Raw genomic sequence first — 19,908 nt, forward strand, 5'->3', positions numbered from 1 at the left:
AGCGGGCTTGCCCCGCGAAGCGCCGCGTGGGCGGCGCTCGATTTCCGCCTCACTGCAAAACTCAAGACATGCGCTAGCGTTTGCCGAGAATCTTCCCAAGCAGCTCCGGCCGCGGCGCCCCTTGCTGGCTCTGCAAGTTACCCTGCTCATCCTGGTAGAAAATCGCCGGGGTCGCCTGCAGCCCCATTTCTTCCATCAACGCCATGTTCGCCGCCAGCTTCTGCTGCACGGCTTCTGGCACCTTCTCCAGCGGCTTGAGCGTACTGGCCTTGCCGGCCTTCTCGTGCTCTGCCAATGCCTTGGCCGGGTCTTTTGCGGCCAGCAATGCCGCCGACTTGGCGGGGCTGTCCTCGCGAATGATGCCAACCATGATGTGGCGCAACTGCACCTTGCCCGACGCCACCCATGGCCGTGCCTGCTCCCAGAACATATTGCAGTACGGGCAGTTGGGGTCGCTGAACAGGTACACCTTGCGCGGCGCATCAGCCTTGCCATCGGCGATCCAGGACGTTTTCTCCATCTTCGCCCAGATTTCTTTGCTCATCGGCCCGTACACCAGTTTTTCCAGCGGTGCGGCGCTGAGGTCTTGGCCTTGTTCATCGAACAGGCTACCGACCAGCACATGCTTGCCATCAGGCGTCAGGTACAGGGCGATGCCGTTGTTCTGGTATTCGGCGGCGTAGCCGCGCAGGCCATCGGGGGCGTCGAAGCTGCCCTTGATCACGGCGCCCTTGGCTTGCAGTTGCTGGATCGCCTTGGGCAGGGCTTCTTCGGCGTGCAGGTGCGAGGTGGCCAGCAGGGCTAGGGACAGGGGCAGTAGTGCAGTCAATCGCATGTCAGTTTCCTTGTGCGGCAGGGGTGGGCGCGATGGCCCGGTCGAAAGGTTCCAAGGCATGGCGCAGGCTTGCCCGGGACAGCTCGCCAAGGTGGCTGCCGATCAGCCGCCCGTCACTGTCGTAGAACAGCGTGGTGGGCAGCGCCATCGAGCCGACGCGCTGGGCCAGTTGGCCGGCGCCGTCGAACAGCACGTGGGTCAGGCTCAAGCCGGTGGTGGCGAGGAAGGTGCTGACATTCTCGGGCGTCTCACCCTGGTTGACGAAGATGAAGGTCACGTGGGGATAGTCGCCCTGGGCCTGTTGCAGCACCGGCATTTCGCGCCGGCAAGGCGGGCACCAGGTGGCCCAGATGTTGATGACCAGTGGCTTGCCACGGTAGCTGTGCAGCGCCACGGGTTGCCCGCCGGCGTTGCGCAGGCTCAGTTCAGGCAGTTCGGTGCCTTTGCTGTACAAATGGCTGCCCAGGCTACTCAGGCCCCAGAACAGCGCGCCGCTGAACAATGCCCAGCCCAGCGGGCGGCGCAGGCCAGGTTGACGCCAGCCTTGCCAGAGCGCCGCAAGCACGATACCGGCAAGGCCAGACCAGAACAGGAAGCCCCCGTCGCGGATGTCGATGACCTGCCCCCAGTCGTCCCGGTACATCGGCCAGTAAGCCACGACGAAGCCCAGGCGCGCGCACAGAACACCGATCAGAAACAGGTTGAACAGTGCCGACTCCGGGCTTTCGCCGCCGCGTCGGGCGACCCACCAGCCGACCACGCTTGCGATCACCAGGGCGGTGAGCATCAGCAGGTGGTTGAGGGCCATGGTCAATGGCCCGAGGGTTACGGTCAGCATCAGCCTTGGCTCCTGGTCTGGGTCCAGTGTTGCAGGAACGCGGCGGCATCCACTTCACCGGTGATGCGCCGCGCGCGGCGTTCGTCGCCTTCCGGGCCGACCCAGAGGATGCTGGGCGGGCCGGGTACCTGGTAGCGTTGCAACAATGCCTTGCTCGCCGGAGTGTCGGCGGTGACGTCCAGGCGCAGCAGGTGCACGCCGGCCAGGCTGGCTTGCACGTCGGCGCGGGTGAAGACGGTTTTTTCCATGACCTTGCACGACACGCACCAGTCGGCATAGTAGTCGACCATCACCCACTGGCCACGGGCCTTGGCCGCGTCCAGCTCGCGTTGCAGGTCTTCGGGGCGGCTGACGGTGACGAATGCATCCTCTGCGTGTTGCGCGGCCGCAGGGGCAGTGCCCCCGGCGAACGGTCGCAGGGGTTGCCAAAGGTCATCGCCCCCAGCCGCCGCACCGACCAGCAGCAGCCCGCCCCAGAGTGCGCCCAGCAACGGCACCGCGCGAAGCGCAGGCATACGGTGCAGGGCCGGCCACGCGGCCCAGGCCAGGGCGATCAGCCAGGCGCCGCTCAGGGCCAGTAGCAGGGCCTCTGGCAGCAAGCTGCGCACGGTGTACAGAGCCATGGCCAGGAACACGAAGCCGAATACACCTTTGACCAAGTTCATCCACGCGCCTGGGCGTGGCAGGTAGCGATTGCCCAAGGTCACCAGCAACAGCAGTGGCACGCCCATGCCCAGGCCCAGGCTGAACAACACCAGCGCGCCTTGCAGCACGTCGCCGCTCTGGGCGATGTACAGCAGCGCGCCGGCCAGCGGTGCGGTCATGCACGGGCCGAGCAGCAAGCCGGAGAGTGCGCCGAGCAACGCCGCACCGTACAGATTACCGCCACGGGTGCCTTGCCCCGCGCGGTCGAGGCGGTCGCGCAGGGCGGCTGGCAATTGCAGCTCGAAGGCGCCGAACATTGGCAGGGCCAGCAACACGAACAGTGCCGCCAGGCTGCCCAGCAGCCAGGGTTGCTGCAACCAGGCCTGCAGGCTGGCGCCGAGCAGCGCGGCGACCACCCCCAGGGCGGCATACACCAACGCCATGCTCAGCACGTAGACACCGGCCAGCAGCCAGCCGCGCCGGGCGCTGGCGCCATTGCCCAGCACCAGCCCGGCGAGGATCGGCAGCATCGGCAGCGAGCAGGGGGTAAAGGCCAGCAGCAGGCCAAGGCCGAAGAAGGCCAGCAGGCCCCATGCCAGGTTGCCCTGTTGCAGGTCGCTGGCCAGGGCTTGGTCGCTGGCCTGATCGGCGGCGGGCGCCACGCTGCCGCCCAGGTCGATGGCAGTGGTCTGCGGCGGGTAGCACAGGCCAGCGTCGGCACAGCCTTGCCACCCAAGGCGCAGCTGGCCTTGCGCGCTGGCGGGGATCAGCAGTTCGAGCTGGTCGCGGTACACCGCGCTGTCGCCGAAGAATTCGTCATGGTGATTGAGCGCAGGCGGCAGTTGTGGCTGCTGCTCGGCGCTCAGGCCGTCGAACTTCAGGCGCTTCTGGTACAGGTAGTAGCCTTGCTTGATCTGGAAGAACAGGCGCATCTGGCCGTCGGGCTGGCGGTCGTGACTCAGCACAAAGGCCTGGTCGACCGGCAGGAAGTCGGATTTGACCTCGAATGGGTTGGCTTGCAGGGGGCCGGCCAGCAGGAATGTCAGGAAGAGTAAGAGGGCGCGCATGTCTTCGCCTTGGCAGTACGTTGAAGTTGGCCATGCTGGCCTGGGTCGATTAACCCAAGGTTAACCCGGTCTTACTTCCCCCAAAACGCCCGCGCCGGGTTCATAATCTCCACTTAATCCACCCGTGGTGCAGTATCTGCCTCACCCAACCCGGAGCCCCCACCATGCATGTTCTGCTCTGCGAGGACGATGACCTGATCGCCAGCGGCATCTGCGCCGGCCTCACCGCCCAGGGCCTGACCGTGGACCGGGTAGCCAAAGCCGCGGGTGCGCGGGCGATGCTCCAGGCTGCGCAGTTCGATGTGATGATTCTGGACCTCGGCCTGCCCGACGAGGACGGCCTCAAGCTGCTGCGGCGCCTGCGCCAGCAGGGCGAGGCCCTGCCCGTGCTGGTGCTCACCGCCCGCGATGCGGTCACCGACCGGGTCGATGGCCTGCAAGCCGGTGCCGACGATTACCTGCTCAAGCCGTTCGACCTGCGCGAGCTGGCCGCGCGCCTGCACACCTTGCTGCGCCGGGTGGCCGGGCGGGCGGTAAATGCCATCGAGCATGGCCCTTTGCGTTATGACCCCAGCAGCTGCGAAGCAACCCTGGCCGGCCGGTCGGTCGACCTTTCCCGGCGTGAGCAGGCACTGCTCCAGGCCTTGCTGCAGAATCCAGGGCGGGTGCTGTCCAGCGAGCAGTTGAAGGATTGCGTGTACGGTTTCAGCGACGAGGTCGAGAGCAACGCCCTTAACGTGCATATCCACCACCTGCGCCGCAAGCTGGGTAACAGCATTGTCGAGACCGTGCGCGGCCTGGGTTACCGGCTTGGCCCTGCGCAGGCACCGGAAGAGGTCGCACCATGAGCCTGCGGGTACGCCTGAGCCTGATCCTGGGCAGCGCCTTCGTGATCATCTGGGTGCTGGCAGCTGCATGGATGCTGCGCGACCTGCGCCAGCAGATGATGTTTTCCCTCGACCAGCGCCTGGTGGCCTCGGCGCGCATGGTGGCCGGGCTGATCGACCAGTTGCCGCAGCCGCTGGCGGCCAAGGGCGAAGATGCGCATTTTTCCGCCGACCAGTTCAGCGTGCCGGATGGCATGGCCTGCCAGGTGAGCTCGTTGCGCGGTGAAATCCTGGCCAGCAACCACAAGCATGATGGCGCCATGGACGATCAGCGCAGCGGCTTCCGTGACCAGACCATCGACGGCGCGCTGTGGCGCACGTTTACCTACAACCACGGCGATGTGCGCATCACCACCGCTGACCGCCACATGGAGCGCGAGGCACTCAACCAGTCGATTCTACTGGCGGCCTCGGCGCCGGTGCTGATGGCGTTGCTCGGCAGCCTCGGCCTGTTGTGGATCGGCCTGGGCAAGGGCCTGGAGCCGCTCAACCGGATGCGCGATGCCTTGCGGCGAAGGCGCGCCGACAGCGTCGAACCCTTGCAAGTGGCGGGCATGCCCAGCGAACTGCAACCGCTGCTGGAAACCCAGAACCAGTTGTTCCTGCGCATCGCCCAGACCCTTGAGCGCGAGCGGCGCCTGACCGATGACGCTGCCCATGAGCTGCGCAGCCCGCTGACGGCGATCAAGACCCACTTGCAGGTCGCGCGCATGACCGATGGCGCGGTGCGTGAACAGGCGCTGGAGCATGCCGAGCAGGGTACTGACCGCATGCACCGCACGCTTGAGCAACTGCTGATGCTGGCACGTGTCGAGGGCAGCCTGTCGTTCGAGGATGGCGTGCAGTGCAGCGCCGAGCAGGTCGCCCGCCAGGCGGTGCAGGATGCAGGCGGTGGCGACAATCGGCGCATCGTCCTGCGATTGCCCGAGGAGGCCACGCAAATCTACCTGGGCATGCCGGCGCCGCTGGCAGTTGCGGCCTTGCGCAACCTGCTGGACAACGCCCTGCGCCACGGTGGCGAAAGCGCGGTGGAGCTTGAGGTGCAGATGGCTGACGGCCAGGTGGGGTTCATGGTGCGCGACCACGGGCCGGGCATTGCCGAAGACGACTTGCAGCACCTGACCGAGCGCTTCTGGCGCAATGGCCAGAGTGGCGGGTGTGGGCTGGGGCTGGCGATCGTCCAGGCGATTGTCCAGCGCTGTGCCGGCAGCCTGCGCTTCGACAGCCGCAGCGATGGGTTGCGGGTGCTGTTGCAGGTGCCAGCGCGCTCGGGGCGTTGATCTTCTTGGCCTGGGCCGGTCTATGGGCCTGCCCAGGCTGCAAAAATCCCACAACAACCGCTAAATCCTCCTACCGCTGAAGCGTTCTCCAAGCGACAACTACCCGCACACATCTGCTTACAGGGGCGTGGCGGGGCACTTTCGCTTGCTTGCGAGGATCTACCCATGTCGACCGCTTCCAGCCTTGCCCAGGTCTTGCCGGCCAGTGCGCCGCAACCCCTGTACGAGTTCACCGATTCGCCGTTGCTGCAACGCCAGCAGCAGCAAGAATCCAACGCCCGCAGCTACCCGCGGCGCATCCCGCTGGCGCTCAAGCGCGCCCGCGGCATTCATGTTGAAGATGTCGAAGGCCGTCAGTTCATCGACTGCCTGGCCGGTGCCGGCACCTTGGCCCTGGGCCATAACCACCCGGTGGTGATCGAGGCGATCCAGCGTGTACTGGCCGACGAGCTGCCGTTGCACACCCTGGATCTGACCACGCCGGTCAAAGACCGCTTTGTGCAGGACCTGTTCGGCGTGCTGCCCGAGGCGCTGCGCCGTGAAGCCAAGGTGCAATTCTGCGGTCCGACCGGGACTGATGCCGTTGAGGCGGCGCTGAAGCTGGTGCGCGGTGCCACTGGGCGCAGCACCGTGCTGGCCTTCCAGGGCGCCTACCATGGCATGAGCCAAGGTGCGCTGAGCCTGATGGGCAGCCACGGGCCGAAGCAGCCGCTGGGGGCCTTGCTGGGTAACGGTGTGCAGTTCATGCCGTACCCGTACGACTACCGTTGCCCGTTCGGCCTGGGTGGCGAAGCCGGGGTCAAGGCCAACCTGCATTACCTGGAGAACCTGCTGCTCGACCCTGAAAGCGGTGTGCCGCTGCCGGCTGCAGTGATTCTTGAAGTGGTGCAGGGCGAGGGCGGGGTAATCCCGGCCGATATCGAGTGGCTCAAGGGCGTGCGGCGGATCACCGAGCAAGCCGGCGTGGCGCTGATCGTCGACGAAATCCAGAGCGGCTTTGCCCGCACGGGGCGGATGTTCGCTTTCGAGCATGCCGGTATCGTGCCGGACGTGGTGACCTTGTCCAAGGCGATTGGCGGCAGCCTGCCGCTGGCGGTGGTGGTGTACCGCGACTGGCTGGACACCTGGAAGCCGGGCGCCCATGCCGGCACCTTCCGTGGCAACCAGATGGCCATGGCCGCAGGTTCCGCAGTGATTAATTACCTGGTCGAACATCGCCTGGCCGAGCATGCCGAGGCCATGGGTCAGCGCCTGCGTCAGCATTTGCTGCACCTGCAGCGCGATTATCCGCAACTGGGTGATATCCGTGGCCGTGGGCTGATGCTTGGGGTGGAGTTGGTCGACCCGCAGGGCCAGCGCGATGCCCTGGGGCACCCGGCGGCCAACCGTGAGTTGGCGCCAAAGGTGCAGCGTGAATGCCTCAAGCGCGGCCTGATTCTGGAACTGGGTGGGCGCCATGGTGCGGTGGTGCGCTTCCTGCCACCGTTGATCATCAGTGGCGAGCAGATCGATGACGTGGCACAGCGTTTTGCCGAGGCGCTGAGAGCAGCTGTCTGATCATTGCCGGGCCGCTCTGCGGCCCAATCTGCGGCGGTCCGACTTTTCCCGCGAATGGGGCCACGCGGTGCTTGGCACCGGCTTCGCCGGTGTTCGCGGGGCAAGCCCGCTCCCACAACAGGGATCGTGCCGTCCTTAAAATTTCGAACCAGACAGTTGCTCCCGCAGAGCTTTTGCCGAATCAGTCAAACGTGCGTCCGGCCCGCCAATACCCCATCAACGTCAGGCAGTCTCGCGGCAAGCCACGCTCCTTGATCAGGTACCGGCGGATATCCATCACCGTCGCCGACTCCCCCGCCACCCAGGCATGAAATGCACTGTTGGAGGTGCTGGCCTGTTCCCACAAGATGCGTGTGTCGATGTCTACCTCTTCCAGCTTCAGGCGGGGTGCGGCGCTGCCGTTCGGCAGGCTGGCCAGTTCGCGTACGGCATGCTGCATGGCCTGGCCATGCTCGCAGTGCAGCAGCTCGCGGGGCAGCCAGTGCACGTGGGTGGCGGCGCTATGGCGCAACGCCAGGCAGTCGGCCTCCAGGGGCACTTCGATAAAGGCCTGCACGGCGAGCTCGGGCTGTACGTCGGCCAATTGTTCGAGGATGCCGGCAATGGCCGGCAGGGCCGTTTCATCCCCGATCAGCAACACCTCGCGTACCCCCTGCGGTGGCTTCCATTCATAGCCGCCCGGGTCGCCGGCATAGGCCAGGTTGGGGGCGACCATCTGCAGGCCGTCGCCCACCTGGGCGTGGGTGGCCCAGGCCGAAGCCGGCCCGTTGACGCCATGCAGCACGAAATCGACATCGACCTCCAGGGCTTCCCGGCGCAAGTCACGAATGGTGTAGGTACGCATAGGTGGGCGTTGGGCCGGTGGCAGGGCGCTGTGCGCGGCCTTCCAGTGCCGGGCGTTCGGCAGGCTGGGCAGCGAGCCATCGGGGGCAGGGAAGAACAGCTTCACGCGCTGATCGGGGGCCAGGGTGGCCATCTCGGCGACCTCGGGGCCGGTGAAAACCAGGCGCGTCAGCGACGGGCTGAGGCTGATGCGCCGGGCAAGCACCAGGTCGAACACGCGATAGGCGCTGGTGCTCGGCGAGCGGCCCTTGATCAGCCGGCGCAAGCCTTGCTGCAGCGCCTGGGCCAGGCTGGCGGGGTGGGACATGCGGGAGTCCTCTTGCAAGCGGGTTTCTCTAAAAACGAGCCAACCCCACCGCAAATTAGCCCGTAAGGGCGGTTACCAGCCGCGCCCAGAGTTCACCCAGAAGTTCACCGACAACGAAGTGGACACCGACTCTACCTGGTGGAACCAGCCTTCGGGCAAAAACAGCAGGTCACCGGCCTGCAACACCACGCGCAGCAAGGGCACCTCGCGCGCGGCAGGGAAACGCTGGTAGTCCGGGGCATCGGGGTTGAAGTCGCAGCCGTCCAGGCCGCCTTTGGGGCTGGTCGACCAAGTGCCCAGTGCCGCCCGGTGGTGGGGTGCGGCCAGGGTGAACGATTTTTGCCCCCAGACCTGGGCGAACAGGTTGTCGGTGTCATCGCGGTGCAGTGGCGTCAGGGTGCCCTTGGGCCCGATCCAGATGCGTGGCGAGATGAAGCGCTGGCGCTCGAAGTAATCGGGAAAACGGATCAGCGTCAGGAGTTTTTCCGGGACGATGTTGTTGCCCATGTAGGCCGGCGTTTCGCCAGGCTTGGCCGGTGTGTCCAGCGAGGCAATGAAATCGGCCATGGAGGTCGAGCGGAAGTCGCGGTCGGTGGAGAAGGTTTTCTTGACGTAGTCACCGTGCCGGGTAATGCCCTGCAGTTCGGCGAAATGCTCAAGCGACGCTTCGCGGCCCATGGTGAACAGAGGCCAGTCCTGCAGGGCATCGCTGAGCACCACCGGTATGCCGTGGGCCAGGTAGTCGCTTTGAAACCGATGCAGGGGCATGTCTGCCCGGGCAATACGCAGCACCTCACGCTGCACTGGCAGCGCGGCCGAGACCCGCTCGCTGAGGCGTGCCGGCGTTGGGTAGCGCTGGTTCATCGCTACCTTGGTCGCCGCGGCGCCTTTGCGGGCGTTGTTGATGATCTGCGGCAGCAAGGTAGCCAGGCCCATGTTGCCGGTGATTTTCAGGCGGGCGCTGGCGAACAGCTCCTCGACGTTGGCCGTGCCGCCCATGATGCCGAGAAAATCGCGCTCGGCCACTTCGATGGTGACATCCGGGCTGCTGTGCCGGCCCACACCCGTGCGGCTGGTGTCGCGCACTTCCGACCAAAAGGCCCGGTCCTGGCCGAAGATGAACTGGAATACGCCTTCGATGCCCACGGCATGGGCGTTGGCGAACAGTTTGCTGAGGATGCTCTGAAGGTCCACGGTTAGCCTCTGGCGGGATTTCGTTGTGCAGGGTTAACGAGTGTGTCCGCCATCGATTTAGCCGTGCCTGTGGCTAATTTTTGGTGGGTCTTCTACGTCCCGTAGGGACAGCAGACACATTGTTTAAGCAAGGATCCAACATGGCATTGCACCCTGATCTGGCGGGATTTCTGGAGTTGGTCGAATTTGGCCGGTTGACGGGCAGAAGCCTGCCCATGCACGCGATGGATGTGGCCCAAGCCCGGGCGGAGTTCGAGGGCAGCTCGCAAGTGCTCGACCCAAGCCCGCCCGGCAGCGTGACGGTGAGCGAGCTGCAGATACCGGCGCGCGACGGCGCCAGCCTGCCGGCTCGGCTATACCGCACCGGCGACGTGGGCGATGCCTTGGCGCCGGTGATCTTCTACCTGCACGGTGGTGGTTATGTGGTGGGCAGCCTCGACTCGCATGATTCGGTGTGCCGCCGCCTGGCGGCCATGGGTGAGTTTGCGGTACTGGCGCCGGACTACCGGCTGGCACCGGAGCAGCAGTTCCCGGTAGCACTGCACGATGTGCTGGATGCCGCCAACTGGCTGGCCGAGCAGGCTGTGGCGCTGGGCCTGGATAACCGCCGGGTGGTGGTGGCTGGGGACAGCGTCGGTGCCAGCCTGGCTGCGGTATTGGCCATCACTGCCGTCGAACAGCCCGAGGCGTTGGCGTTCAAGCCGCTGGCGCAGTTGCTGTTCTACCCAGTGACCGATATCTCCTGCCAGCGCGATTCCCACCGCGAACATGCCGAAGGGTACCTGCTGGAGACGCCTACGCTGGAGTGGTTCTACCAGCACTATGCACCGCAGCCGGAGCAGCGGCTGGACTGGCGTGTATCGCCCTTGCTGTCGACGGTGCGCGAGCCGTTGGCGCCGGCTTACCTGTTCGTGGCTGAGTACGACCCGTTGCATGACGAAGGGCTTGCCTACCGTGACTGGCTGGTGGCCGGTGGGACCGAGGTGACGTTTGCGCGGGTCGAGGGGCTGACCCATGACTTCTTGCGCATGTCCGGGATCGTGGGGCAGGTGGGGGAGATATATCAGGATGTGGGGGGCTGGCTGAAGAAGGTTGGAGGGTGAGCTGACTTTGGGATCGCTGGGGCCGCAAAGCGCCCCCAGCATTCTTCAAGTTCAATTTACCCGCCGCCCCAGCACATCGACCAACCGGTCAATTTCGGCCTCGGTGTTCAACAGCCCAGGCGCGGTACGCACCACCGGCCCAACATCACGCGACACGGCATCGACGACAATCCGCTGGCTGTTGAGATACCCGGCCACTTCATCCGCATCCTGGCCCTTGACCCTGAAGAAGGTAAAGCCAGCCGAATACTGGGCACTACGCGGCGTCACCAGCTCGACAGCTTCAAGCGCCTCAAGGCGCTGCTTGAGGTAGTCGTTGAGCCCATGAATACGCGCCTGGATATTCGCCTTGCCCTGCTGCAGGTGCAGTTCGAATGCCTTGCCCAGCGCCCAGCGGTGCTCGAAGGCATGGTAGCCACCTGGGGTCATGACGGTGGCGAAGTCTTCATTCTCGGAAAACGTGGCGATGGTCGGGTTCAGGTGCTTGAGCTCGGTGGACGCCGCGCAGATGATCCCGGTGCCGCGTGGCCCGAACATCCACTTGTGGGTGCCGGCGATGAAGTAGTCGCAGTTCAGGTCGGCAAAGCGCATGTCCTCGACGCCGAAACCATGTACGCCGTCGATCACGTAGATGATGTGGTCGTTCTCGTCGCGCTGGCGGTTGACCTCGCGCACCAGTGCGCCGATCTCGCCCACCGGCAACTTCACGCCGCTGCCGGAATGGACCCAGGTCATGCCCAGCACCCGCGTCTTGGCGCTGATGGCGGCGGCCAGGGTGCCGAGTACCTGGTCGGTGCTGACCTGTGAGGGTTCTTCGAACAGGCGCAATCGGCGCACCGGCGTCCCCTCGCGTGCTGTGCGGAAACTCAGGGTATGGCGCGCCGCCGAATGCTCGTGCACGGTGGTAAGTATTTCCTGCCCCGGCGCAAGTTTCAGGCCGCCATAAATCAGGCCCAGGCCTTCCGTGGTGCTGCCGGTCAGGGCGATCTGTCGAGGGTTCACGTCAAGGTAGCGGCCGGCCCACTCGCGCACTGCGGCTTCGTGCTTCCACTCCGATTGGCTGTCCCAGTCGACCATGCGTGCCGGGTGGCGGTCGAAACGCGCGCGCAGGGCCTCGATGGCCTCGCGCACCGGTTTTGGGTGTGACGTGATCAGGAAGTTGGCGAAGTGTGCATAGGCCGGGTCCAGGTCGAACAGGCCGCGAAAGGCGGCCCAGGCATCGCCGCCTGTGGGGGGCGAGGGTGCGGCCTGTGCGGCCGGTAACAGCTGGCTGGCCAGGGGCAGGGCAGCGGCCAGAAGGCCAGCCTGCTTGAGGAAGGTACGGCGATCGTTCATGAAGGCGCTCGCAGGGTTATCGGGACGAGGTGCTGGCGGGCTGCGCGGCGTTCTGCACCTGCTCCCACACCCGCAGGAAGTTGCCGCCCCAGAGCTTGGCGATATCGGCCTCGGAATAGCCACGGGTGATCAGTTCGGCGGTCACGTTGCGCGCCTCGCTGGCGTCGTGCCAACCGTCGATGCCGCCACCTTCATTGAAGTCCGAACTCAGCCCCACATGGTCGATGCCGACCTTGCGCACCGTATAGTCGATGGCGTCGCCGAAATCCTTGAGCGTGGCCGGCGGCTCTTCGTCGAGGATCCCGTACAGCGCGTTGGCATACTGGCCTACCTTCTGCTCGGGCCAGCCTGCGATGACCGGGTCACCGGGCATCAGCGCGTAGTTGAGGTTGGCCAACGGCGGCAGGTCGTAGCGGGCGCGCAGGGCGTTGAGTTTGTCCTGGGTTTGCGGGCTCAGTGGCTTGAGGTAGGTGGAGAAGGCCACCAACTGAATCACGCCGCCGCTGTCCTTGATCAGTTGCATTTCCTTGTCGGAAAGGTTGCGGGCGATGTCGACCATGGCCCGTGGCGCGGAGTGCGAAGCCACCACGGGGGCGCGGCTAAGGCTGACCGCCTGGGTCAGTGCCTTGCTCGACATCTGCGACACATCAATGATCACGCCCAGGTCATTGAGCCGCTGTACGGCGCGTTTGCCGACCGGCGAAAGGCCATCCAGGGCATCGACGGTGTCATTGAAGAACGGCAGTGGGCGCGAAGAGTCCGCCCAGCTGTTGTTGCCCACGTAACTGAAACCGAACATCCGCACGCCACGTGCGGCCCAGCGGTCCAGCTGATCGATATCGTCGCCCAGGGCATAGGCATTGAGCATGCTGAGAAACACCGCGAACTTGCCTTCGCCCTGCAGGCGCCGCATGTCTTGTGGGGTGTAGGCGATACCGACCTGCTCGGGGAAGTCGCGGACCATGGCATCGATGGCGTTGTAGCGCACTTCCTGGGTGTGGCGTGCGGCTTCGACGAAGCCTGCGGTCGGCCGGTGCGGGCCATCGTCGCCGGTCCAGGATTCGGGCCAGGCGAAGATCGTCAGTGCGGCGCCGGACAGCCGCCCACGGGCGGCCTTGGCCAGGTCGAAACGGCCATTGCCATCCTGGTCGGCTTCGCTGCCTTCTGTGCCGAAGGTCAGCGGCAGGGTGACATGGCTGTCGAACGAGATGATGCGTTCCTGCAGGTCGTTGGCCTGGCGCACCACCTCTCTGGAGTAGCCGGCCGGCGTAGTGAAGTAGTGCCAGACAGCAAGCCCGGCACCTGCGGTTACGGCCGCGGCCAGGCTGATAAACAGGGCTTTTTTCCAGCGTGGAGTCGTCATCTTGGTCTCAGTAGGTTCACCGTCGAGGGATGGGCACAGAGGCCGCCGCTACCTGGAGTGAACGAGCGCGCATTGGCGAAATTTAGCCAGCCGTGGCGGCTTGCTTGCGCCAGCAGCGGTAAATTTCGCGCTGTGTGCAACGTTCTAGCCTTGAACGGGCCGTGCTCCATGGCCGCAATGAATGCACAGGTAGTTGCAATGACGATTTCTCGACGTGGGTTCATCGCCGGTGTGGCATTGACGGGCGTGGTGGTGCCCGGTGCGTTGTATGTACAGCGCCAGCGGGCCGCCGAGGAGTTCCCGGAAACCTCCGGCGAGGCTGTCGTCGAACTGGCCGATACGCACGTGCAGCAGTTGGGCGACACCTTGCGCGGTATCTGGCGCTGGACCCTGCACGGCAAGGACGCGGGCCTTGCAGGGTTGCCTGCAGGTGAGCTGGAGTTGTTCCTGGATGTTGCACCCAGTGGGCGAGCGTTACGCGGCTACCTGGATACCCCCGAGCGCCTGCGCAGCGATGAGCCGCCGCGCTACCGTGTGGTGGGCGACCTGCTGGCGGACAAGCCGGGCACCTTGCGCTGGCGCTTGTTCTCGACCCGGCTGGGTGAAACGCAGGCCCGCTACGAATGCCATATCGTCATCGACGAGGTCTGGGGCCGCTTCGGCAATGCTGGGCCGGCGACCCTCAATGGGCGTATTGCGCAACTGGACCGAGCGTTGTCGTTGCCGGTGCAAGACAATCACTTTCTGGCGCTCAAGCACACTTTCCCCGAGGCGCGCGAGCGCACGCCGTTGAGCCCGCAACTGCTGGCCTGGCTGATTACCCCGGAGCACCGGCTGTTTCACCAGCTGTGGCATGCCTCGCGTGACAAATGGCACAAGCTGGACAAGGACAAGCAGGGCGCCCTGCGCGGCCTGGGCTGGCAGCCGGGGCCGCGTGATCGGGAGCGTGATGCGCGTGGTCGGCACAAGGACCGCAACGGTTCGGGCGAGGACTTCTTTTTCATGCACCGGCACATGCTTGGCAGCGCCCGGGCATTGCAGGACCTGCCTTCATGGACGCGGTTTCCGCAGCCACAGCCGGAGCTTGAGCGCGACCGTGCGGGTTTCGCCCGCTATTTCGACAACCATGACGGCAATGCCTTGCCGCCCACCTGGCTGGCGAGCGGCGACGAGGAATACACCCAGTGGGTGCGCGACATCAAGAACCCGAATACCTACCATGGCAACTTCCAGGTCTGGGAGTCGCGTTACAGCGACCCGGACTACCTGAGCACGCTGACCCTGGGCCAGTTCGGTTCGGAGGTGGAACTGGGCCTGCATGACTGGCTGCACATGCGCTGGGCCTCGGTGCCGCGTGACCCGGTCAACGGCATGCCGGTGCCGACGGCGCGCACGCCCGATGATTTCGCCTTGCGCTGGTTTGCCGCCCAGAATGACTTTCTTGGCGACCCGTTTTCATCCCATGTGAACCCGGTGTTCTGGCAGTTCCATGGCTGGATCGACGACCGCATCGAGGACTGGTTTCGGGCCCATGAGCGGGTTCACCCCGGCCAGGTGCGGCGCCTTGAAATCAATGGCGTGCCCTGGTTTGCGCCTGGGCGCTGGGTCGAGGTGGCGGACCCTTGGCTGGGGCCTGACACGCATGGTTGCTCGACGGTGCCGGGCTTGCGGCCTGGGCGCAGCGTCGAGATGGACCCAGAGACGATGAAGCTGGCCTTGCGCATCATCTACAGTGATGAAGAGCTGTTCGGCAAGTTGCGGCCGAAGGTGCCGCAGCGGCCGTGGTATGCGCGTAATCTCAAGGTGGCGCAGCGGTCGCGTAGTTAACGAAGTTGGTAAGCGCGTTGCCTAGCCGCACGCACAAAGATCGCAAGCGAGTTGCGGCCCCCTGTGGGAGCGCAACTTGCTGGCGGCCTGTGTTCACTGCTCAACCTTCCACCCACCCCCCAACGCTTTGTACAGCGCCACACTCCCTTGCAGCCGTGCCAGGCGCAGTTGCGCCTGCTGGTCCTGGGCCAGGTACAGGGTGCGCTGGGTCTCCAGGGCGCTGAGCAGGGTCTCGGCGCCTGCACCATAGCGCTGCTGGGCCAGGTCGAAGGCCAGGCGCGCCTGTTGCACCTCCTCGTCCTGCCATTGGCGCTGGCGGTCCACGCCGTGAATGGCGTTGAGCGCTTTCTCGACATCGGCGAAACCGGCCAGGATGCTGCCCCGGTAAGTTTCCAGCAACTCGGTTTGCTCGGCTTCTGCCAGGTCGCGTGACGCCCGCAACCGGCCGTTGTTGAAGATCGGCGCGACCAGCCCGGCGCTGAGGGTGTAAAAAGAGCTGTCGAGCACATGGGCAAAGGTATTGGCGCCACTGCCCAGGTTGGCCCCCAGGGTCAGCTTTGGCAGCATCGCGGCCCTGGCCACCTGCACGTTGGCGCTGGCCGCAGCCAGTCGCGCTTCGGCAGCGGCGATGTCCGGGCGACGGGCCAGCAGTTCGCTAGGGACGCCGCTGCCAATCGACGGCCACTGCAGCGCATCGAACGCTTCACGGCTGGGTGGCAGGGCCTGGACCGGGTCGCCAAGCAGGGTGGCCAGGGTCACCCGGCTGTCCTGCCACTTCTGTTCGAGCAATGGCACCTGCCGCTCCTGGGCGGCCACCAGGCTGCGTTGCTGGGCCAGTTCCAGGCGAGTGGCCGAGCCGGTGCGCTGGCGGGCTTCGACCAGGCCCAGCACATCCCGTGCATTGCGCAGGTTGAGCTTGGCGATGTGTACCTGTTCTGCAAGGGCCAGGCCTTGCAGGTAGCTGTCGGCCACGGCGCTGACCAAGGTCAGTTCGACCGTCTGCCGATCGAAGCGGCTGGCGTCGAGGCTGCTCAACGCGCTGGCCCGGGTTGCACGCAGGCCGCCCCAGAAATCGATCTCGTAGGCGGCGCTGAGCTTCAGGTCGAACGAGGTGCTGGTGCGCTCGCTGCTGCTGACGTCCAGCTGGTCGTTGCCTTGGCCATGCAACAGGCGCTGGCGACTGCCATCCAGGCCCAGGTTCAGTTCGGGGAGCAACGGCGCACCTGCAATGACCGCCTGGGCTTGGGCTTGGCGCACCCGCGCCGTGGCGGCCGCCAGGTCATAGGCGTTGAGCCGGGCGCGCTCGACCAGGCGGTCCAGTTCGTTGCTGGCGAAGGCACGCCACCACTGGGTTGAAGGCAGCGGGGTCGATGACGGTTCGACCTCGCCTTGCCAGGCGTGCGGTGCGCCAATCCCGCTTTCGGGCGTGGGCGGCGTGCTGCAAGCGGCAAGGCTCAGGCACAAGGTCAACAGGCTGATACGGCTGGGCAAGGTCATGGATTATTCGCTGGTAAGGGCTTTGACCGGGTCGAGTTGGGCGGCTTTGCGGGCCGGCATGAAGCCGAACACGATGCCGGTAACGACAGCGCAGGCGAACGCGCCGAATATGGCAGGCAGGGCGAAGGCCACGGCAACCTCGGCCAGCATCAGGGCGCCGCCGATGGCCAGGGCCAGGACGATGCCGGCCACGCCGCCGACCATCGATAGCATCACGGCCTCGCTGAGAAACTGCCGCAGGATGTCGCGCTGGCGTGCGCCGGTGGCCATGCGGATGCCAATTTCACGGGTGCGCTCGCGCACGGTCATGAGCATGATGTTCATCACCCCGATGCCGCCCACCAACAACGAAATCGCAGCGATCGCGCCCAGCATCAGTGACAGGCTGTTCTGCGTGCGGGCTTCGGCCTGGATCAGTGCGGCGTCGTTGGTCAGCTCGAAATCCTGGCGGCCCTGGTGGCGCTGGCGCAACAAGTGATCGATGGCCACTTCGGCTTCGTTGACCCGGGTCGAGTCGTGGGCGGCGACGGCGATGTAGTCTGGGTCGCGCTGGCCGAACAGGCGGATAGCCGCGGCGGAGTAGGGCACCGCGATGCGTCCGTCGCTGTCCTGGTCGCCGGAACTGGCGCCTTTGCCCGCGAGAATGCCAACGACCTGGAAGGGTACATTGCCGATCAGGATGTATTGCCCCAGCGGGTCACGCCCGGGGTCGAGCATCTTCTCCCGCACCTTCTGGCCGATCACCGCCACGGGTGCGGCACTGGCTTCGTCGGCCTCGCTGTAGAAGGCGCCCTCGACCGCCGGCCAGTTGAAGATCTCCGGGAACCAGATGTTGTTGCCGCCGACATAGAACTGTTGGCTGTTGTTGCCGTGGCGCACCATCAGCTTGTCGCCGATTACTGGCATGACGTGCTTGACCTGGGGCAGTTCACCGATGGCCGCGACGTCGTCGAGGGTGATGGTGCCGGCCTGTTCACCCAGGGTTGCCGGTTTGCCATTGAGGTAGAGGACGTTCGAGCCAAACGCCGCCATTTGCGCCATGACCTGGCGCTTGCTGCCTTCGCCGACGGCGAGCATGACTACCACTGAGGCCACCCCGATGACGATGCCGAGCAAGGTCAGGGCGGTGCGAAAGCGGTTGACCCACATCACCCGCCAGGCGGCCTGCAGGGCCTCGAACAGTTCACCTTTCCAGGCCCCGCGCAGGGTTGCGCCACGGTCCAGGCGCTGGCGCAGGTCGTCGGCCTGTAGCCCTTGGTTTGTATGGGGCGGAGGCTGCTCGGCGGCCGAATCGCTGATGATCAGGCCATCGCGGATTTCAATGACCCGCTGCGCCCGCGCCGCCACTTCGCGGTCGTGGGTGATCAGGATGATCACATGGCCTTGGCTGGCCAGTTCGTCGAGCAGCGCCATGACTTCGGTGCCGCTGTGGCTGTCGAGCGCGCCGGTAGGTTCGTCGGCGAGGATGATGTGGCCACCGTTCATCAACGCCCGCGCAATCGATACGCGCTGTTGCTGGCCGCCGGACAGCTGATGCGGGCGGTTGCCCGTGCGGCTCGCCAGGCCCAGGCGGGTGAGCAGGGCGGTAGCGCGCGCGTGGCGCTCGCTGGCGTCGATGCCGGCATAAATGGCCGGCATCTCGACGTTCTCCTGGGCCGAGCCCGAGGGAATCAGGTGGTAGCCCTGGAATACGAAGCCAAAGGCTTCGCGGCGTAACCAGGCCAGCTCGTCGCTGCCCAGTTCGGCGACGTCCTTGCCTGCAAAACGGTAGTGCCCGGCGGTGGGCCGGTCGAGGCAGCCGAGGATGTTCATCAGCGTCGATTTGCCTGAACCGGATGCGCCGACAATGGCGACGAACTCGCCGGGGTGGATGCTCAGGCTGATGCCCTGGAGGATGTCGACCTTGGGGGTATCGACGCCGCCGTAGGATTTACGGATGTCGATCAGTTCGATCAGGGGCGTAGTCATTCAACCTCCGCTGACGCTGGGGGCGCCGATCACCAGGCGCTCGCCTTCGCTGAGGCCGTCAAGTACCTGCACCCGCAGCCGGTCGCTCAGGCCGGTCTGGACTTGGCGCTGTTCCACTTCGCCTTTGCTGTTGAGTACCCGGGCGAGGCGCAAGCCATCGCTGTCGTCCAGCGCGGCAAGCGGCACGGTCAGCACCTGGCTGGCCTGGCCTGCGACAAAGAACACCTGTGTGGTCATCTCGGCCATCAGGGCGCCATCCGGGTTGTCGACATCCAGCAGCACGGTGTACTGCACCACTTGGCTGCCGGTGGTGCCATTGGTGGCGCTGGTCGGGCTTCCGCCCCCTTGGCTGCTCTGGTCCAGCGGCTTGGGCGGGATCGGCAAAATCTGCCGGACCGTACTGGTCCAGCGGCGCTTGCCGCCGGCCAAGGTGGTGAAGTAGGCGGTCATGCCGGGTTTGACCTTGCCGATGTCAGCTTCCGACACCTGGGCCCAGACGGTCATGGGCGAGAGCCTGGCGATGCGCAGGATCAAGGGGGTCTGCTGTTGGGCGTTAAGGGTCTGGCCTTCTCGGGCATCGACCGCCACCACGGTGCCGTCCATGGGCGCATAGATGCGCGTGTAGCCCAGTTCTGCCTCGTCGCTGCGCAGGTTGGCCTGGGCCTGACGGATCTGCGCCTGGAACATGTCGATACGGGCCTGGGTCACCTTGAGCTGGGCATCGGCCGTCTGCACGTCTTCGTCACGGGTCGCGCCGGCGGCGGCCAGGTCGCGCTGGCGCTTGAGCTGCTGTTGGGCCAATTGAAACTGTGCGCGCTGCTCGGCCAACTGGGCCTTGAGGTTGTCAATCGAATAGCGCCCGGCATCGAGCCTGGCTTGCTGGGTGGACGGGTCGATCTCGACCAGCAACTGGCCCTTGCGCACCTGGTCGCCGGTTTCAACGTGCAGCTTGTGGATCTGTCCAGAGGCTTGGGCGCCCACGTCGACGTAACGCCGCGGTTGCAGCGTGCCCAGGGCGGTGACGCTGCTTTCGATATCGGCTCGGGTGACGGCGACCGTGCTGATCGGCTGCGCGCCGAAGGGCAAGGTCTTCCAGGCCAGCAAACTGCCCAGGCTCAGGGCAAGGCCACCGAGCAGTATCCGACGGCGGTTGTGGGGTAAACGTCGCATGCAGACTTCCAGCCAGGAGTGAAGGCCACGCGCCGAAAAGCGGCGCGTACTGAGGTCCCAGATAGACGAAGGCTAGCGAGACGGATTTAGCGTACAGGGCTGGAGGATGTCGTGTTGCTGAGAATAATTATAATTTGTAAGATCGCACGTTGACATCACTTCGGTCCTGCGCAGCTTTGCGAAAGGCTTCCA

The 19,908-nt window shown here is 65.4% G+C and carries 15 protein-coding genes; 5 read left to right on the plus strand and 10 right to left on the minus strand.

Annotation, left to right across the window (positions count from 1 at the left end; all coding sequences use genetic code 11):
• Window positions 1–73 precede the first annotated feature (73 nt).
• The 3 genes from dsbG to dsbD are packed head-to-tail and all read right to left on the minus strand — an operon-like array spanning window position 74 to window position 3,385.
• Window positions 74–835, minus strand: a complete 762-nt coding sequence (gene dsbG / locus OGV19_RS04370; RefSeq protein WP_264312292.1) for a thiol:disulfide interchange protein DsbG — start codon at window positions 833–835, stop codon at window positions 74–76.
• A gap of 1 nt (window position 836) precedes the next feature.
• Window positions 837–1,673, minus strand: coding sequence for a TlpA family protein disulfide reductase (locus tag OGV19_RS04375; protein ID WP_264312293.1), 837 nt, complete (start codon window positions 1,671–1,673; stop codon window positions 837–839).
• Window positions 1,673–3,385, minus strand: a complete 1,713-nt coding sequence (dsbD, locus tag OGV19_RS04380) for a protein-disulfide reductase DsbD (protein WP_264312294.1) — start codon at window positions 3,383–3,385, stop codon at window positions 1,673–1,675. The genes OGV19_RS04375 and dsbD overlap by 1 nt, the downstream gene beginning before the upstream one ends.
• Window positions 3,386–3,549: 164 nt before the next feature.
• On the opposite strand from dsbD, the gene OGV19_RS04385 reads away from it, so the two are divergent.
• The 3 genes from OGV19_RS04385 to OGV19_RS04395 all read left to right on the plus strand — a co-directional run bounded on the left by OGV19_RS04385 (window position 3,550) and on the right by OGV19_RS04395 (window position 7,109).
• Window positions 3,550–4,233, plus strand: a complete 684-nt coding sequence (locus OGV19_RS04385; RefSeq protein WP_264312295.1) for a response regulator — start codon at window positions 3,550–3,552, stop codon at window positions 4,231–4,233.
• Window positions 4,230–5,552: an ATP-binding protein gene (locus OGV19_RS04390; RefSeq protein ID WP_264312296.1), complete on the plus strand. Its 1,323-nt coding sequence runs from the start codon at window positions 4,230–4,232 to the stop codon at window positions 5,550–5,552. Before OGV19_RS04385 ends, OGV19_RS04390 begins: the two co-directional genes overlap by 4 nt.
• A 165-nt stretch (window positions 5,553–5,717) precedes the next feature.
• On the plus strand, window positions 5,718–7,109 hold the full coding sequence (locus tag OGV19_RS04395; protein WP_264312297.1) for an aspartate aminotransferase family protein: 1,392 nt from the start codon (window positions 5,718–5,720) through the stop codon (window positions 7,107–7,109).
• 181 nt (window positions 7,110–7,290) lie between these two features.
• Here OGV19_RS04395 and OGV19_RS04400 read toward each other — a convergent pair whose 3' ends face one another.
• Together OGV19_RS04400 and OGV19_RS04405 are read right to left on the minus strand one after the other, a co-directional pair.
• Complete coding sequence (locus OGV19_RS04400) at window positions 7,291–8,259, minus strand: siderophore-interacting protein (protein ID WP_264312298.1); 969 nt, start codon at window positions 8,257–8,259, stop codon at window positions 7,291–7,293.
• A gap of 72 nt (window positions 8,260–8,331) precedes the next feature.
• The gene (locus OGV19_RS04405; protein WP_264312299.1) at window positions 8,332–9,453 is read right to left on the minus strand and encodes a cupin-like domain-containing protein; all 1,122 of its coding nucleotides are present in this window, start codon (window positions 9,451–9,453) and stop codon (window positions 8,332–8,334) included.
• A gap of 140 nt (window positions 9,454–9,593) precedes the next feature.
• On the opposite strand from OGV19_RS04405, the gene OGV19_RS04410 reads away from it, so the two are divergent.
• Window positions 9,594–10,556 (plus strand): alpha/beta hydrolase, encoded by a 963-nt coding sequence (locus OGV19_RS04410; protein WP_264312300.1) that lies wholly within the window; start codon window positions 9,594–9,596, stop codon window positions 10,554–10,556.
• A gap of 51 nt (window positions 10,557–10,607) precedes the next feature.
• Here the strand turns inward: OGV19_RS04410 and OGV19_RS04415 are convergent, their stop codons facing one another.
• Together OGV19_RS04415 and OGV19_RS04420 are read right to left on the minus strand one after the other, a co-directional pair.
• Window positions 10,608–11,891, minus strand: a complete 1,284-nt coding sequence (locus tag OGV19_RS04415; RefSeq protein ID WP_264312301.1) for a pyoverdine-tailoring periplasmic protein PvdN — start codon at window positions 11,889–11,891, stop codon at window positions 10,608–10,610.
• 16 nt (window positions 11,892–11,907) lie between these two features.
• The gene (locus OGV19_RS04420) at window positions 11,908–13,254 is read right to left on the minus strand and encodes a dipeptidase (RefSeq protein ID WP_264312302.1); all 1,347 of its coding nucleotides are present in this window, start codon (window positions 13,252–13,254) and stop codon (window positions 11,908–11,910) included.
• A 198-nt stretch (window positions 13,255–13,452) separates the two neighbouring features.
• Between OGV19_RS04420 and OGV19_RS04425 the strand changes: the two genes are divergently transcribed.
• Window positions 13,453–15,081, plus strand: a complete 1,629-nt coding sequence (locus OGV19_RS04425; protein ID WP_264312303.1) for a pyoverdine maturation tyrosinase PvdP — start codon at window positions 13,453–13,455, stop codon at window positions 15,079–15,081.
• Window positions 15,082–15,174: 93 nt separating this feature from the next.
• On the opposite strand, the gene OGV19_RS04430 is transcribed toward OGV19_RS04425, so the two are convergent.
• The 3 genes from OGV19_RS04430 to OGV19_RS04440 are packed head-to-tail and all read right to left on the minus strand — an operon-like array spanning window position 15,175 to window position 19,716.
• Window positions 15,175–16,578: an efflux transporter outer membrane subunit gene (locus OGV19_RS04430; RefSeq protein ID WP_264312304.1), complete on the minus strand. Its 1,404-nt coding sequence runs from the start codon at window positions 16,576–16,578 to the stop codon at window positions 15,175–15,177.
• A gap of 3 nt (window positions 16,579–16,581) precedes the next feature.
• On the minus strand, window positions 16,582–18,546 hold the full coding sequence (locus OGV19_RS04435) for a MacB family efflux pump subunit (protein ID WP_264312305.1): 1,965 nt from the start codon (window positions 18,544–18,546) through the stop codon (window positions 16,582–16,584).
• A complete protein-coding gene (locus OGV19_RS04440) occupies window positions 18,547–19,716 on the minus strand; it encodes an efflux RND transporter periplasmic adaptor subunit (RefSeq protein ID WP_264312306.1) in 1,170 nt (389 codons plus the stop codon).
• Between the last annotated feature and the right edge of the window lie 192 nt (window positions 19,717–19,908).

It is taken from the genome of Pseudomonas putida (assembly GCF_025905425.1).
GTDB classification, from domain to species: Bacteria; Pseudomonadota; Gammaproteobacteria; order Pseudomonadales; family Pseudomonadaceae; genus Aquipseudomonas; species Aquipseudomonas putida_AF.

What these genes read in the sequence shown, in the direction of transcription:
- OGV19_RS04375 (WP_264312293.1), bottom strand. Translation starts at nt 1,673, where the DNA reads ATGCTGACCGTAACCCTCGGGCCATTGACCATGGCCCTCAACCACCTG.
- OGV19_RS04420 (WP_264312302.1), bottom strand. Translation starts at nt 13,254, where the DNA reads ATGACGACTCCACGCTGGAAAAAAGCCCTGTTTATCAGCCTGGCCGCG.
- OGV19_RS04410 (WP_264312300.1), top strand. Translation starts at nt 9,594, where the DNA reads ATGGCATTGCACCCTGATCTGGCGGGATTTCTGGAGTTGGTCGAATTT.
- OGV19_RS04430 (WP_264312304.1), bottom strand. Translation starts at nt 16,578, where the DNA reads ATGACCTTGCCCAGCCGTATCAGCCTGTTGACCTTGTGCCTGAGCCTT.
- OGV19_RS04435 (WP_264312305.1), bottom strand. Translation starts at nt 18,546, where the DNA reads ATGACTACGCCCCTGATCGAACTGATCGACATCCGTAAATCCTACGGC.
- OGV19_RS04385 (WP_264312295.1), top strand. Translation starts at nt 3,550, where the DNA reads ATGCATGTTCTGCTCTGCGAGGACGATGACCTGATCGCCAGCGGCATC.
- OGV19_RS04395 (WP_264312297.1), top strand. Translation starts at nt 5,718, where the DNA reads ATGTCGACCGCTTCCAGCCTTGCCCAGGTCTTGCCGGCCAGTGCGCCG.
- OGV19_RS04400 (WP_264312298.1), bottom strand. Translation starts at nt 8,259, where the DNA reads ATGTCCCACCCCGCCAGCCTGGCCCAGGCGCTGCAGCAAGGCTTGCGC.
- OGV19_RS04390 (WP_264312296.1), top strand. Translation starts at nt 4,230, where the DNA reads ATGAGCCTGCGGGTACGCCTGAGCCTGATCCTGGGCAGCGCCTTCGTG.
- OGV19_RS04415 (WP_264312301.1), bottom strand. Translation starts at nt 11,891, where the DNA reads ATGAACGATCGCCGTACCTTCCTCAAGCAGGCTGGCCTTCTGGCCGCT.
- OGV19_RS04425 (WP_264312303.1), top strand. Translation starts at nt 13,453, where the DNA reads ATGACGATTTCTCGACGTGGGTTCATCGCCGGTGTGGCATTGACGGGC.
- OGV19_RS04440 (WP_264312306.1), bottom strand. Translation starts at nt 19,716, where the DNA reads ATGCGACGTTTACCCCACAACCGCCGTCGGATACTGCTCGGTGGCCTT.
- dsbD (WP_264312294.1), bottom strand. Translation starts at nt 3,385, where the DNA reads ATGCGCGCCCTCTTACTCTTCCTGACATTCCTGCTGGCCGGCCCCCTG.
- dsbG (WP_264312292.1), bottom strand. Translation starts at nt 835, where the DNA reads ATGCGATTGACTGCACTACTGCCCCTGTCCCTAGCCCTGCTGGCCACC.